12 protein-coding genes, 1 pseudogene and 1 riboswitch are annotated in these 12,869 nt (G+C 45.9%); of the genes and pseudogenes, 5 read left to right on the forward strand and 8 right to left on the reverse strand.

The window, feature by feature from the left end:
• Nucleotides 1-373: 373 nt before the first annotated feature.
• Nucleotides 374-1,318, reverse strand: coding sequence for a translation elongation factor Ts (gene tsf, locus WMO62_RS06275; RefSeq protein WP_349144164.1), 945 nt, complete (start codon nucleotides 1,316-1,318; stop codon nucleotides 374-376).
• Nucleotides 1,319-1,346: 28 nt separating this feature from the next.
• Complete coding sequence (gene rpsB / locus WMO62_RS06280) at nucleotides 1,347-2,078, reverse strand: 30S ribosomal protein S2 (RefSeq protein ID WP_117498279.1); 732 nt, start codon at nucleotides 2,076-2,078, stop codon at nucleotides 1,347-1,349.
• 277 nt (nucleotides 2,079-2,355) lie between these two features.
• Here rpsB and WMO62_RS06285 point away from each other — a divergent pair, with 277 nt between their 5' ends.
• Nucleotides 2,356-2,739, forward strand: a complete 384-nt coding sequence (locus WMO62_RS06285; RefSeq protein WP_349144165.1) for a DUF6465 family protein — start codon at nucleotides 2,356-2,358, stop codon at nucleotides 2,737-2,739.
• Nucleotides 2,740-2,807: 68 nt separating this feature from the next.
• Here the strand turns inward: WMO62_RS06285 and WMO62_RS06290 are convergent, their stop codons facing one another.
• Complete coding sequence (locus WMO62_RS06290; protein ID WP_349144166.1) at nucleotides 2,808-3,704, reverse strand: helix-turn-helix domain-containing protein; 897 nt, start codon at nucleotides 3,702-3,704, stop codon at nucleotides 2,808-2,810.
• 118 nt (nucleotides 3,705-3,822) lie between these two features.
• Between WMO62_RS06290 and WMO62_RS06295 the strand changes: the two genes are divergently transcribed.
• The 4 genes from WMO62_RS06295 (at nucleotide 3,823) to WMO62_RS06310 (ending at nucleotide 8,681) form a co-directional block, all read left to right on the forward strand.
• The gene (locus WMO62_RS06295; RefSeq protein ID WP_349144167.1) at nucleotides 3,823-4,998 is read left to right on the forward strand and encodes a galactokinase; all 1,176 of its coding nucleotides are present in this window, start codon (nucleotides 3,823-3,825) and stop codon (nucleotides 4,996-4,998) included.
• Between the two features lie 63 nt (nucleotides 4,999-5,061).
• Entirely contained in the window at nucleotides 5,062-6,552 is a 1,491-nt protein-coding gene (gene galT, locus WMO62_RS06300) for a UDP-glucose--hexose-1-phosphate uridylyltransferase (RefSeq protein WP_349144168.1), read from the forward strand.
• Between the two features lie 53 nt (nucleotides 6,553-6,605).
• A riboswitch (ZMP/ZTP riboswitch) is annotated at nucleotides 6,606-6,707 on the forward strand.
• 65 nt (nucleotides 6,708-6,772) lie between these two features.
• Entirely contained in the window at nucleotides 6,773-7,486 is a 714-nt protein-coding gene (locus WMO62_RS06305) for an IMP cyclohydrolase (protein WP_349144169.1), read from the forward strand.
• A 16-nt stretch (nucleotides 7,487-7,502) separates the two neighbouring features.
• Nucleotides 7,503-8,681, forward strand: a complete 1,179-nt coding sequence (locus WMO62_RS06310; protein WP_349144170.1) for a phosphoribosylaminoimidazolecarboxamide formyltransferase — start codon at nucleotides 7,503-7,505, stop codon at nucleotides 8,679-8,681.
• Between the two features lie 55 nt (nucleotides 8,682-8,736).
• Here the strand turns inward: WMO62_RS06310 and WMO62_RS06315 are convergent, their stop codons facing one another.
• The 5 genes and pseudogenes from WMO62_RS06315 to WMO62_RS06335 all read right to left on the reverse strand — a co-directional run.
• On the reverse strand, nucleotides 8,737-9,264 hold the full coding sequence (locus tag WMO62_RS06315) for a methylated-DNA--[protein]-cysteine S-methyltransferase (protein WP_349144171.1): 528 nt from the start codon (nucleotides 9,262-9,264) through the stop codon (nucleotides 8,737-8,739).
• Between the two features lie 29 nt (nucleotides 9,265-9,293).
• Nucleotides 9,294-10,178 carry a YitT family protein gene (locus WMO62_RS06320; RefSeq protein WP_349144172.1) on the reverse strand — a complete coding sequence of 295 codons (885 nt, stop codon included), beginning with the start codon at nucleotides 10,176-10,178 and terminating at the stop codon, nucleotides 9,294-9,296.
• Between the two features lie 44 nt (nucleotides 10,179-10,222).
• Nucleotides 10,223-11,242, reverse strand: a complete 1,020-nt coding sequence (locus tag WMO62_RS06325) for an alpha-hydroxy-acid oxidizing protein (RefSeq protein WP_349144173.1) — start codon at nucleotides 11,240-11,242, stop codon at nucleotides 10,223-10,225.
• 40 nt (nucleotides 11,243-11,282) lie between these two features.
• Complete coding sequence (locus tag WMO62_RS06330) at nucleotides 11,283-11,789, reverse strand: DNA-deoxyinosine glycosylase (protein WP_349144176.1); 507 nt, start codon at nucleotides 11,787-11,789, stop codon at nucleotides 11,283-11,285.
• A gap of 363 nt (nucleotides 11,790-12,152) precedes the next feature.
• Nucleotides 12,153-12,692: pseudogene (locus tag WMO62_RS06335) on the reverse strand (glycosyltransferase family 2 protein); the annotation flags it as partial.
• Nucleotides 12,693-12,869: the final 177 nt, after the last annotated feature.

Here is a 12,869-nt window from a genome sequence, read left to right on the forward strand (position 1 = left end):
TTTTCTCTCCTTTTCACACAAGAAGGAAGGCGGCATTCAGCATCTTTCATCCGATTTGCCGCCCTCCAGGGTCCTTTGCAAGATCTACATTGATTTGTTATGTACAGTACAGGCTCAATCAATGGAGAAAACAAGCAACTTTCTTCTCCTCCTTTTGTTAAATAGTAGCCTGAACAACTCTATTTTAGCGGAAAGGTGATTTTTTTATATAACAAATTTGTTGCACCACCCGCATAGCAGGTGGTTTATTGTTTCCCACATATCCATTTCTCCGTTGGGAGAAACTCCGATGCACTCAACAGGCTAAAGTCCATAAAAAAATCCCCTGCCAGCATCGCTGCCGACAAGGGACTTCATAATTTCAATATTCTGCTTATTTAGCAGCTGCCATCTGTGCAGCAACCTCAGCAGCGAAATCTTCGTTTTTCTTCTCCATACCTTCACCGGTCTCGAAACGAACAAAGCCTTTAACAGCAACTTTGGCATTGTTAGCTTTTGCAACCTGTGCAACGTATGCAGCTACGCTCTGTTTTCCATCTTCTGCTTTTACATATACCTGGTCAAGCAAGCAGATCTCTTTGAGCTGTTTGTTCAGACGACCCATAACTGCGCCACTGATTACTTTCTCCGGCTTTCCAGCCATCTTCGGATCATTCTCGATCTGAGTTTTGATGATCTCAAGCTCATGAGCTTTGTACTCTTCATCAACTTCGCTGTCGTTGGTGTATACCGGTTTCATAGCGGTGATCTGCATAGCGATGTTCTTAGCCATCTCTTTGATCTCATCGTTTACTACATCGGTCTCAATGTCAACGAGAACACCGATCTTACCTTCTGCATGGATGTAAGAAGATACGAATCCGTTCTGCTCCTCAACCTGTTTGAAACGACGAATGTTCATGTTCTCACCGATTACTGCGATCTGTGCTGCAAGAGCCTCTTTTACAGTCTTGGTGGTATCCAGTGCCCACGGCTCAGCCATGAATGCATCGATATCAGCTGCGGTGGTGTTCAGTGCCTGTGCAGCAACATCTGCTACATAAGTACGGAATTTCTCATTCTTTGCTACGAAGTCAGTCTCAGCATTTACTTCTACTGCAACTGCTTTCTTTCCGTCCTCAGACAGAGCGGTAGCTACGATACCCTCTGCTGCAATACGGCTTGCTTTTTTCTGTGCGGTTGCCAGACCTTTTTCACGCAGGAAATCTACTGCTGCTTCCATATTACCTTCGGTAGCTGCCAGTGCTTTCTTGCAGTCCATCATACCTGCACCAGTCATCTCTCTTAACTCTTTTACCATTGCTGCTGTAATAGCCATGATTGATTCCTCCTGTTTGGTGTTGTGATTACTCCTCTACCGGCTGCTCCTCAGCGTCCTCAGCATACTCCTCAGCCTCGCCCTGGTTTGCCTCGATCACAGCGTCTGCCATCTTGGAAACGATCAGTTTTACAGCACGGATTGCATCGTCGTTACCCGGGATCACATAGTCAAGCTCTTCCGGATCACAGTTGGTATCGCAGATACCGATCAGCGGAATACCCAGAGTATGTGCTTCCTGTACACAGATTTTCTCTTTCTTCGGGTCAACTACGAAGATTGCATCCGGGATATCATGCATCTCTTTGATACCGCCAAGGTTCTTCTGCAGTTTCTCCATCTCTTTCTTCAGTGCGATAACCTCTTTCTTCGGCAGCACGTCAAAAGTTCCATCCTCCTGCATGGTCTCGATTGCTTTCAGTCTTGCAATTCTTCCCTGGATGGTCTTGAAGTTGGTGAGCATACCGCCCAGCCATCTCTCATTTACATAGAACATACCGCAACGCTCAGCCTCGGTAGCGATTGCGTCCTGTGCCTGCTTCTTGGTTCCTACGAACAGGATCTTTCCACCTTCAGCAGCGATATCTGCAACTGCTTTGTAAGCCTCATCAACTTTTCCTACAGATTTCTGCAGGTCGATGATGTAGATACCGTTTCTCTCGGTGTAGATGTACTCTGCCATCTTAGGGTTCCATCTTCTGGTCTGATGACCGAAGTGTACGCCGGCTTCCAGTAACTGTTTCATTGAAATTACGCTCATTTTTTCTTCCTCCATTGGTTGTTTTCTTCCGTCAGACTTTCACTCCAGAAAGAACCATCTCTGGCACCACTCTCCGGATCCGTCTGCGTGATTATTTTTCGCTCATATTTATTTGATGCGAAAAGAGCCTTATATAATGTAGCATAGCCCAAAATGGGTGTCAAGCATTTTGTTTGACAAATAGGAATTTTCTGCCTATAATAAAAAACGGCATGAATAATCGAGACTTGAACTGATACATAGCATCGTGTTTATTTATCGAGGAGGAATTGAAAAAATGGCAAGACCAAAAAGAGCTGTCACTACCGCTAAAGCTGCTGTTGCAAAAACTGCAGAACCGAAAACTACCGAAGTGAAAGCTGCAGAAGCAAAAGAAGTAAAAGCTGAAGAGAAGAAAGTAGTTGAAGAAAAAGCTGCTGCTAAGACAACTGCTAAAAAGACTACCAGAAAACCGGCTTGTAAGGTATCTACCTGTGTAGAGCTGAATGGTTTAAGTGTTTCTGTTGCTAATGTGGAAGCTGCTGTAAAAAAAGCAGTGAAAGCAAGCGGTGCTGAAGCTACTGATATAAAGATCTATATCAACGCTGCTGAGCAGGCTGCATACTACACCGTAGATGGTGCCGGCGATGCTACCAATAAAGTAGACCTGAAGACACTGTAATCCATCTGTAACATGTCATGAAAGAAGCTTCCGATACAGTTTTTCCTGTTTCGGAAGCTTTTTCTATGTCAAAAATTCTCTTCTCTTTGTTTTCTCCGATACTGAAACGGAGTGCATCCCATCTTTCTTCGGAATATTTTTGCAAAATACGCTGGATTAGAAAATCCAGTCATTCCTGCGATCTGCGTCACATCCAGCCTGTCATCCCGCAGAAGCGGAAGACTTCTCTCTACACGATAATCCAGCAAATAGTCAAAAATCGATGCATTCATATATCGTTTGAACAGACGGCAGCTTTCGCTGCGGCACAGATGAATCTGTTCCGCCAATTCTTCCAGCGTGATCTTTTCTGCATAATGTTCCTGAATATACACCATAATACACCGGATCCGCTCCGTATCCCTGTCATATCCAGACTGTTCCTCTGCTCCTGGCTCCACATGTTCATAGATCAGAAGCCAGATCTCCATCAATGCAATCTGTATCTTCAGTTCCGAAGCTTCTGCTTTGTCTGCAGATAATCTCTGAATCTTACGGATCTGTTCCAGCACCTTCTTCTGCCAGTCAACTTCAGGTTTAAAATGAATGGATGCCAGTTCGGGATCTCTCAGTATTCCTTCCATATATCTGTTCTGCATCAGACTATTGTTGTACCCATACAGAAGTCGTGGATGGAAAGTGACTGACAGATAACTACAGTCTGCTGAGTTTCCATGACGTCCTGCATGCAGAACATTGGTATTACAGAACAAGCCCTCTCCTGCCTTTAACAGACAGCTGTTGTCATTGACCTGATAAAGAATCTCACCCTCCAGAATCAATGTCAGCTCGATCTCCGGATGCCAGTGCCATGGGAACTCTCCCGTATCAAACCAGGACAGACGCTCCGGACTGACCAGCACCGGAAATCCATATGTTCCATGTGCTTTTACTTCTTTTTGCTTCTGATCGATCTGTAACCGCATAAAATCTCAATATCCTTTTATTTTTTAACAAATATACTTGTTGAAATATCTCCTGATTCTCATTATATTGATATTATACAAGATGTCAACGGACATCCGTCAGAAAGGGGAAGGTTTTATGGAATTTACACTCGCACAATTAAAAGAAAAATTTACAGAGCTCTTCGGAAATGACGGTGAGCCAAAGCTTTATTTTGCGCCAGGTCGTGTCAACCTGATCGGCGAACATACCGATTATAATGGAGGACACGTATTTCCCTGTGCACTGACCATCGGAACCTATGGTGTGATCCGCAAACGAGAGGACCGCACGATTCGTTTTTATTCTTTGAACTTTACAAATAACGGCATCATCACCACCTCCCTCGATGATCTGGTTCCAAACGAAGCAGCCGGCTGGACCAATTATCCAAAGGGAGTAATGTGGACCTTTGAAAAGCGGGGCTATCATCTGACTGCAGGTGCTGACATTCTGATCTACGGTGATATCCCGGCCGGCAGCGGACTGTCCTCTTCTGCTTCCCTGGAAGTGCTGACCGGACTGATGCTGCGTGACACCTTTGGATTTGACATTTCTATGATCGATCTCGCACTGATCGGTCAGTATTCTGAAAACAACTTCAATGGTATGAACTGCGGAATCATGGATCAGTTTGCTTCTGCCATGGGTAAAAAGGATTGTGCGATCTTCCTGGATACCAACACCTTGAACTATGAATATGCACCGGTAAAACTGCCAGATGCAAGAATCGTGATCACCAACAGCAAGGTAAAACACAGTCTGGTATCTTCCGCTTACAATGACCGCCGGAGAGAAAGTGAAACTGCTCTGAAGGATCTGCAGACTGTTGTAGATATCAAGACACTTGGCGATCTGACAGAAGCTGAATTCGAGGCTCACAAAGATGCCATCAAAGATCCTGTCTGCCGGAAACGTGCAAAACATGCCGTATATGAGAACCAGCGTACCATCCACGCAGTGGAGGCTCTGAAAAATAATGACATCGTAACTTTCGGAAAACTGATCAACGAATCACACGTATCTCTGCGTGACGATTATGAGACTTCCTGCAAGGAGACCGATATTCTGGCTGAGCTTGCATGGGCAGTTCCGGGTGTCTATGGTTCCCGTATCACCGGCGGCGGATTTGGCGGCTGTACTGTCAGCATTGTAAAAACTGATTCCATCGACCAGTTTATCAAATCTGTTGGCGATGCTTACAAGGAAAAGACCGGTCACACTGCAGAGTTTTATGTAGTGGATATTGGAGACGGTGCACGCTCTCTTGACTGATAATTATTGAGGGCTGTCGTGCTGACAGCCCTTTTCCATGACTGTATAAAGGAGTAATCTACTATGACATTATCCGAATCAATCGCAGCACTGGTAAACTACGGTATGGAAACCGGTCTTACCCCTGCCTGCGAAAAAATCTACACAACCAACCTTCTTCTGGACATTTTTCATGAAGATGATTATGAAGAACCATCACAGATTCCATCCCTTTCTCTGGAAGAGATTCTGAAAGAGCTGCTGGATGAAGCAGTCAGACGGGAATTGATCCCTGACAGCATCGCTTACCGGGATCTTTTTGACACCCGGTTGATGAACTGTCTGCTCCCACGCCCTGCTCAGGTCCAGGCAGACTTCTGGAAACAATACGAGATATCTCCGGAAGCAGCTACTGCTTTCTTTTACAAATTCTCTCAGAACAGCGACTACATCCGCCGTTACCGGGTATGTAAGGATCAGAAATGGAAGATCTCCAGTGATTATGGAGAGATCGACATTACCATCAATCTGTCCAAGCCGGAGAAGGATCCCAAAGCCATTGCCGCTGCCAGAAATGCAAAAGCAAGTGCTTATCCCAAATGTCAGCTTTGCATGGAAAATGAAGGCTATGCCGGACGGCTCAATCATCCGGCCAGAGAAAACCACCGGATCATCCCCATCACCATCAATGACAGCAAATGGGGCTTCCAGTACTCTCCATACGTATACTATAATGAACACTGTATCGTATTCAACGGTCAGCATGTCCCTATGAAGATCGACCGCGCCGCATTTATCAAGCTGTTCGATTTTGTGAAACAGTTCCCCCATTATTTTCTGGGTTCCAATGCAGACCTTCCGATCGTAGGTGGATCCATCTTAAGTCATGATCATTTTCAGGGAGGACACTACACCTTCGCTATGGCAAAAGCACCGATTGCCATTCCAGTGACGATTCCAGGCTATGAAGATGTAGAATCCGGTATTGTAAAATGGCCGCTGTCCGTCTTACGTATCCGTCACAAGGATGAAAAACGACTGATCGATCTGGCGGAGCACATCCTGAAAGTATGGCGTGACTATACCGATGAAGACGCCTTTATCTATGCATACACAGACGGAGAACCTCACAACACGATCACTCCTATTGCACGAAAAGTCGATGACACCTATGAGCTGGATCTGACACTTCGCAACAATATCACAACTGAGGAACATCCACTGGGTGTTTACCATCCTCATGCGAAGCTTCATCATATCAAAAAAGAAAACATTGGACTGATCGAGGTTATGGGGCTTGCTGTTCTGCCTGCCCGTCTGAAACAGGAAATGGCTCTTCTCAAGGAATATATCCTCACAGGCAAAGATATTGCCAAGAATGAAGATCTGGCTAAACATGCAGAATGGGTGGCTGAATTCCTGCCGCACTATACTTCCATCACAGAAGAGACCATCGATCAGATCCTGGAACAGGAGATCGGCAAGGTCTTTGTACAAGTACTGGAGGATGCAGGCGTCTACAAATGGACGGAAGAAGGTCATGCTGCCTTCTTACGTTTTGTACAGGCTTTGTAATTTTGGCAATTTTTCCACTTGCCAAGCAGAAGGTTTTCCGCTAATATAGATTTTAAGAACTGCACGACTGGCGGAAAGCAGACTTCTGTCTGTGGTAGGGCGACCTACAGGAAGTGCAGCATTACATTAAACAGCCGACCGCCTGGGCGCATGCAGGATCGTCATGCACTCAGGCGGTCTTCTTATATTTATTTACCATTTTTATTTACAGGAGGTACTTATGAAACTTTTATCTCTGGAACAGGAACTTTCATCCAATGCATATCCGGGCCGCGGAATCGTTCTCGGACTCACTCCGGATGGAACACATGCAGTCGCTGCTTATTTCATTATGGGCCGCAGTGTCAACAGCCGTAACCGTGTCTTTGTAGAAGACGGTGAAGGCATCCGCACCCAGGCATTTGATCCTTCCAAGCTGTCTGATCCAAGCCTTATCATCTACGCACCCGTCCGCGTACTTGGCAACAAAACCATCGTTACCAATGGCGACCAGACCGACACCATCTATGACGGTATGGATCATCAGATGACCTTTGAGCAGTCCCTGCGCTCCCGTAAATTCGAGCCGGATGGACCGAACTACACACCAAGAATCTCCGGTATCCTCCATGTTGAAGGAACTCATTTTAATTATGCCATGTCTATTTTAAAGAGCAATGACGGTGACCCGGATTCCTGCCATCGTTACACCTTCGCTTACGAGAACCCAAAAGCTGGTCAGGGACATTTTATCCATACCTATATGCATGATGGCGATCCGCTTCCAAGCTTTGAAGGTGAACCTAAGCTGGTATCTGTCTGTGATGATATGGATGCATTTACCGATCTTCTGTGGAACAACTTGAATGAGGATAATAAAGTCTCTCTCTTTGTCCGCTACATCAATCTGGAAAATGGAACTTATAAAACAAAAATTGTAAATAAAAATAAATAACAGGAGGACTCTTAGCATGAATGAACTTCAGTTAAAATATGGCTGCAACCCCAATCAGAAACCATCCCGTATCTATATGGAGGACGGAAGTGATCTGCCTGTCACTGTTCTGTCTGGCAGACCCGGCTACATCAACTTTCTGGATGCTTTCAACGGCTGGCAGCTGGTTAAAGAATTAAAAAAAGCCACCGGACTTCCGGCAGCTACTTCCTTCAAGCATGTCTCTCCTGCTGGTGCAGCAGTCGGTCTTCCGCTGACAGATACTCTGGCAAAGATCTATTGGGTAGAAGACATGGGAGGTCTTTCTCCGCTGGCATGTGCTTATGCAAGAGCCAGAGGTGCTGACCGTATGTCCTCTTTCGGAGATTTTATCGCATTATCTGATGTGTGTGACCTGGATACTGCACGCCTGATCAAAAGAGAGGTATCCGATGGTGTGATCGCACCCGGATATACCGAAGAGGCATTGGAACTTCTGAAGCAGAAGAAAAAAGGAAATTATAATGTCATTCAGATCAATCCGGATTACGTACCGGCTCCGATCGAGAAAAAGCAGGTCTATGGAGTCACCTTTGAACAGGGCCGCAATGAACTGAATATTGACGATGAACTTCTTTCCAATATTGTAACTCAGAATAAGGAAGTTCCAGAGCAGGCTTTGATCGATATGAAAGTAGCTTTGATCGTCCTGAAATATACACAGTCCAACTCCGTCTGCTATGTCAAAAATGGGCAGGCCATCGGAATCGGTGCCGGGCAGCAGTCCCGCGTACACTGTACCCGTCTGGCAGGACAAAAGGCAGACAACTGGTTCCTTCGCCAGTCTCCAAAGGTTCTTGGGCTGCAGTTCCTTGATACCATCGGCAGAGCGGAGCGTGACAATGCCATTGATGTCTATATCGGTGAAGAGTATATGGATGTGCTGGCTGACGGTGCATGGGAAAAGATCTTCAAAGTAAAACCAGACGTATTCACCCGCGAAGAAAAACGGGCATGGCTGGATCAGCTGACCGATGTAACGCTCGGTTCTGATGCATTCTTCCCGTTTGCTGATAACATTGAACGTGCGCATAAGAGCGGTGTCAAATATATCGCACAGCCTGGTGGAAGCGTCAGAGATGATCTGGTGATCGAATGCTGCGATAAATATCATATGGCTATGGCATTCACCGGAATCCGCCTGTTCCATCACTAAATTCTCAACAAATAATGCTGCGCAATGGCCGATCATGGCTGTTGCACAGCATTTTTTATCCTATATTCGTTGAACAGAGGGATTCATATTTATCTGTACCTTCCAGCTTAAGCAGTGCGATCTTCTTGTGGATTCCTCCAGCGTATCCAGTCAGACTTCCATCTGCACCAATAACTCGATGACAGGGAATGATAATCGATATTTTGTTGTGTCCAACCGCTCCTCCGACAGCCTGTGCAGACATCGTGGAAATCCCCTGTTCTGCGGCAAGCTGCTGTGCGATTTCACCATATGTTACCGTCTGTCCGTATGGAATCTGCAGAAGTATCTTCCACACAGCCTGTCTGAAAGCTGTTCCCACCGGATGAAGAGGTGGTGTGAATTTCGGTTCTTCGCCGGAGAAATATATATCCAGCCATCTCCTTGTCTCTGTGAGAATCTTCGTCTCCTGCCATATGCTCTCATCTGGAAGTCCATTTGCATAATATTTCTGTCCTACAAACCACAGACCGGTAAGTCCTTCCTCATCCGCAGCCAGCAGAAGATCACCAAGCGGCGATCTGTATTTACAGATAGATACCATGTTTGTACGTCACCCTTTCTTTGTAGATCTTACTCTTCTTTGCTTCCATGAAGAAGATCTGCCACAGGGCTGATGGCCATATAAGCACAAGGATCCATTCCCTTGACAATGGTTTTCAGCCGAACGATCTGAAATCGGTTGACAACTACATAGAGAACTGTTTTGGATGTATTGGAATAATATCCATGAGCATCCAGAATCGTCAATCCTGTTCCAAATTCCTCTGAAACTGCCTGACAGATCTGATTGGGTCTGGTCGTGATGATCATGGCTGCCTTGGCACTGTCCAGTCCATCCACAATAAAATCAACGGTCTTCGAGCCCGCCGCATAGGTCACGATCGAGTACAGCGGCAGGATCCAGCTTCCCCTGACTATTCCACAGATTATGTACAGCAATACATTGTAGATCAATACAAATGTTCCGACCGAGATACCCAGTTTTTTGGCAAACACCACTGCAACCACTTCAATTCCATCCATGGCTCCGCCATATCGGATCGCCAGGCCGCTGCCGATACCAGATATAAGCCCGCCAAACAACGCGCACAAAAACAGGTCCGTTCCTGCCAGTGGAGAAGCGATACTCACATCAATGGGCAGAACATCCGTGATCATCCATGCTGATAAAGAATAAATGCAGACTGTGAAAATAGCATACACTGAGAACACGACTCCCTGCCTCTTTAATCCAAACAGCAGAAGCGGAATATTTAATACGATCAGGAAAAAGGATAGCGACAGCCATTCCGGCGTCAGCTGCCCCAGAAGGATCGAAGTTCCAGAGATACCACTGTCATATAACTGGACAGGTGCAATGAATAAGGTCACGCCGATCGCATTGATCACGCCAGCTATCAAAAGCATCAGAAAATTAAAAGGTGAAAATTTCTCAAGCAGTTTCAGTTTTTTCAAACACATACCTCCAGACTGATTCTAATATAACATTTGCTATATGGTTATGCCCGGAAGATCATATCTCTGCTAATGTCACTGATCGTATTGGCTCCGCACATTCTCATAGTATCTTCCAGTTCTCCACCGATCTTATCAATATAACACTGTACGCCTTCTGCCGCACCTCCATAGACAGCTGTCACGAACGGACGGCCAAGCAGCACACCATCAGCTCCCATAGCCAGTGCTTTAAATACATCCACACCACTTCTGAGTCCGCCGTCTACCAGGATCTTCATCCGTCCGCCAACTGCCTCCACGATATCTTCCAGCACCTCTGCTGTTGCCGGGCATTGATCCAGTACACGTCCTCCATGATTGGATACGACGATTGCCGCTGCCCCTGCATCTTTTGCCTTCAGTGCTCCTCTGCGGGTCATGATACCCTTGATGATGAACGGCACACCTGCCATCTCTGCCACTTCCCGAAGCTCATCTACCGTCTTGCTGCCCGCCGGAGGTGTCAGATTCTTCAAAAACGGAAGTCCTGCTCCGTCAATATCCATAGCAACTGCAAAAGAACCGGATGCTTTTACCAGCTCCATTTTCTCCCGGATTGTCTCCAGATTCCATGGCTTGACTGTTGGGATGCCCAAACCACCAGCTGCTTTGATCGCTGCGGTGGCTCCTTCCATTACTTTCGCATTGGTTCCATCACCGGTAAATGCGGCAATCCCGCCTTTTGCACAGGCATCCACCAGAAGATTGTTGTAAGCCAGATCGTCATATTTCTCTCCGTAATGCAGTGTCATTGCTCCTACCGGACCTGCAAAAAACGGATACTTGAATGTCCGTCCAAAGAGCTCAACAGAAGTATCGATCGGCTTATTCTCATGAATGGTATCCATGTTCACACGGATCTCCTGCCATTTCTGATAATTACGAACTGCATTATCTCCTACACCTTTGGCTCCTGGTCCCGGCATCTGATTTTTACATGCTACCCCATTACAGACCGGACAGACTTTACAGTAAGGACCCATATTTCCTCTTGCGGATTTCAATACTTCATCATAAGTCATCTGCTTTTCCTCCTATAATATGCCAGCACTGCTGACTATTTTACTTCGTGTTTTGTTTGCCAAATAATTCTTCTCCCCAGACTGCTGTCAGACGATCCAGCGTAAAGATCGCATTGGCAGGACTTGTAGAAGGCAATTTCACAGCTTCTCTGCCTGTTTCTTTTTCACAATATCTGTGATACAGCTGCCATGCCTTTCCTCCGTTTGCATAGATCTGCCGGATCGGACTGGACGACAGTACCTTTTCCAGTTCACAGGGCACTACATTTTTAATACTGCTGTCGCTGGATCCTACAATATCACAGCTGTGTACCACATCCCAGATAGCGATCTGATGTTTCAGCAACAACGTCTTCTTCTCTTCTATTGTTTCCGGGATCTCTTCATCTGTCAGTCTCGCCAGCAGACGCCAGAACCGATTCTGCGGGTGTCCATAATAAAATCCCTCTTCCCGGGACTTCACAGATGGAAAGGAGCCCAGGATCAACACCTTCGAATGCTCATCAAAGACAGGTTCAAAGGTATGCTCCACATGTTGATATCCCAGTGCATCGGCTTCCTTGATCACATCGTCTGGTGACAGCTTTTTGCTCCGTGGATACATACGGCCTGCAACTCCATCTTTTGCCACAGCCAGAATATAAGAATTGATCTTCAGCTTATGTTCTTCATAAAGTCCCATACTCTGATAGAGATCCTTATATTTTTCCAGCAATTCAAACTTGAGCTTCACCGCATCCACAGATACAGATTCTGTTGCCACCAGGCTGCCTTTTCGTTTCATGTAATAATAGATTGGCTTCTGTAAGGCCCGGAATCTCTGTCCATGACGGATAAATTGCAGATTAAACAGAAAATCTTCACACCAGTTCATGGATGCGTCACACCTGAGTTCATGTTCCTCTATAATGGAACGCCGATACAGCTTGTTCCACATCACACCATAATAGTAATCCGCAGGATCATCTGCCATCTCCATGGCAAATTCTTCTCTGCTCATCACATCTTTCTTTTTAATGTGCTTTTTCTCCACGTAGTGCTTGCCATTTACCCGGTAAAAATCCGCGATCACCAGATCACAGTCATCCTCCACTGCCGCACGTACCAGACTTTCTGTTGCGTCCGGTGTGATCCAGTCGTCACTGTCCAGAAACTGTAAATACATGCCTCTCGCCAGCTTCATGGCAATATTCCGGGTATTGGACACGCCGGAATTTTCCTTATCTATGGTATGGAATCTGAGATCCCTCTCCTCATATTCCTTGCAGATAGCCAGACTTCCATCTGTACTTCCGTCATTCATCAGCAAAACTTCCATATCTGTAAATGTCTGCGCAGCCACACTGTCCAGACAACGACGCAGATACCGTTCTGCATTATATACAGGAATGATCAATGTCACTAACGGCATAGTTTTCCCACTTCTGCCACTCAAAATGTGTTTGAACATACTCAATCACATCGAGAAATTGAAGTCCTCACGGATTCTTCTTACTGCTTCACCATGTATGCTTTTGTGGTTACAAGTAACTCACTACTCACAAGTTCTGGTACACTCCACAGTCGTTAATTCCCGAAATAGCCTTCGGTACATACTTACATTTGCGTTCATTATGCAATTTTGTAA

The sequence above is a fragment of the Hominiventricola aquisgranensis genome, from assembly GCF_040096225.1.
Taxonomy (GTDB): domain Bacteria; phylum Bacillota; class Clostridia; order Lachnospirales; family Lachnospiraceae; genus Hominiventricola; species Hominiventricola aquisgranensis.

Excerpts from the sequence above, each read along its gene's own strand:
- tsf (WP_349144164.1), bottom strand. The coding sequence starts at position 1,318 with ATGGCTATTACAGCAGCAATGGTAAAAGAGTTAAGAGAGATGACTGGT.
- rpsB (WP_117498279.1), bottom strand. The coding sequence starts at position 2,078 with ATGAGCGTAATTTCAATGAAACAGTTACTGGAAGCCGGCGTACACTTC.
- WMO62_RS06285 (WP_349144165.1), top strand. The coding sequence starts at position 2,356 with ATGGCAAGACCAAAAAGAGCTGTCACTACCGCTAAAGCTGCTGTTGCA.
- WMO62_RS06290 (WP_349144166.1), bottom strand. The coding sequence starts at position 3,704 with ATGCGGTTACAGATCGATCAGAAGCAAAAAGAAGTAAAAGCACATGGA.
- WMO62_RS06295 (WP_349144167.1), top strand. The coding sequence starts at position 3,823 with ATGGAATTTACACTCGCACAATTAAAAGAAAAATTTACAGAGCTCTTC.
- galT (WP_349144168.1), top strand. The coding sequence starts at position 5,062 with ATGACATTATCCGAATCAATCGCAGCACTGGTAAACTACGGTATGGAA.
- WMO62_RS06305 (WP_349144169.1), top strand. The coding sequence starts at position 6,773 with ATGAAACTTTTATCTCTGGAACAGGAACTTTCATCCAATGCATATCCG.
- WMO62_RS06310 (WP_349144170.1), top strand. The coding sequence starts at position 7,503 with ATGAATGAACTTCAGTTAAAATATGGCTGCAACCCCAATCAGAAACCA.
- WMO62_RS06315 (WP_349144171.1), bottom strand. The coding sequence starts at position 9,264 with ATGGTATCTATCTGTAAATACAGATCGCCGCTTGGTGATCTTCTGCTG.
- WMO62_RS06325 (WP_349144173.1), bottom strand. The coding sequence starts at position 11,242 with ATGACTTATGATGAAGTATTGAAATCCGCAAGAGGAAATATGGGTCCT.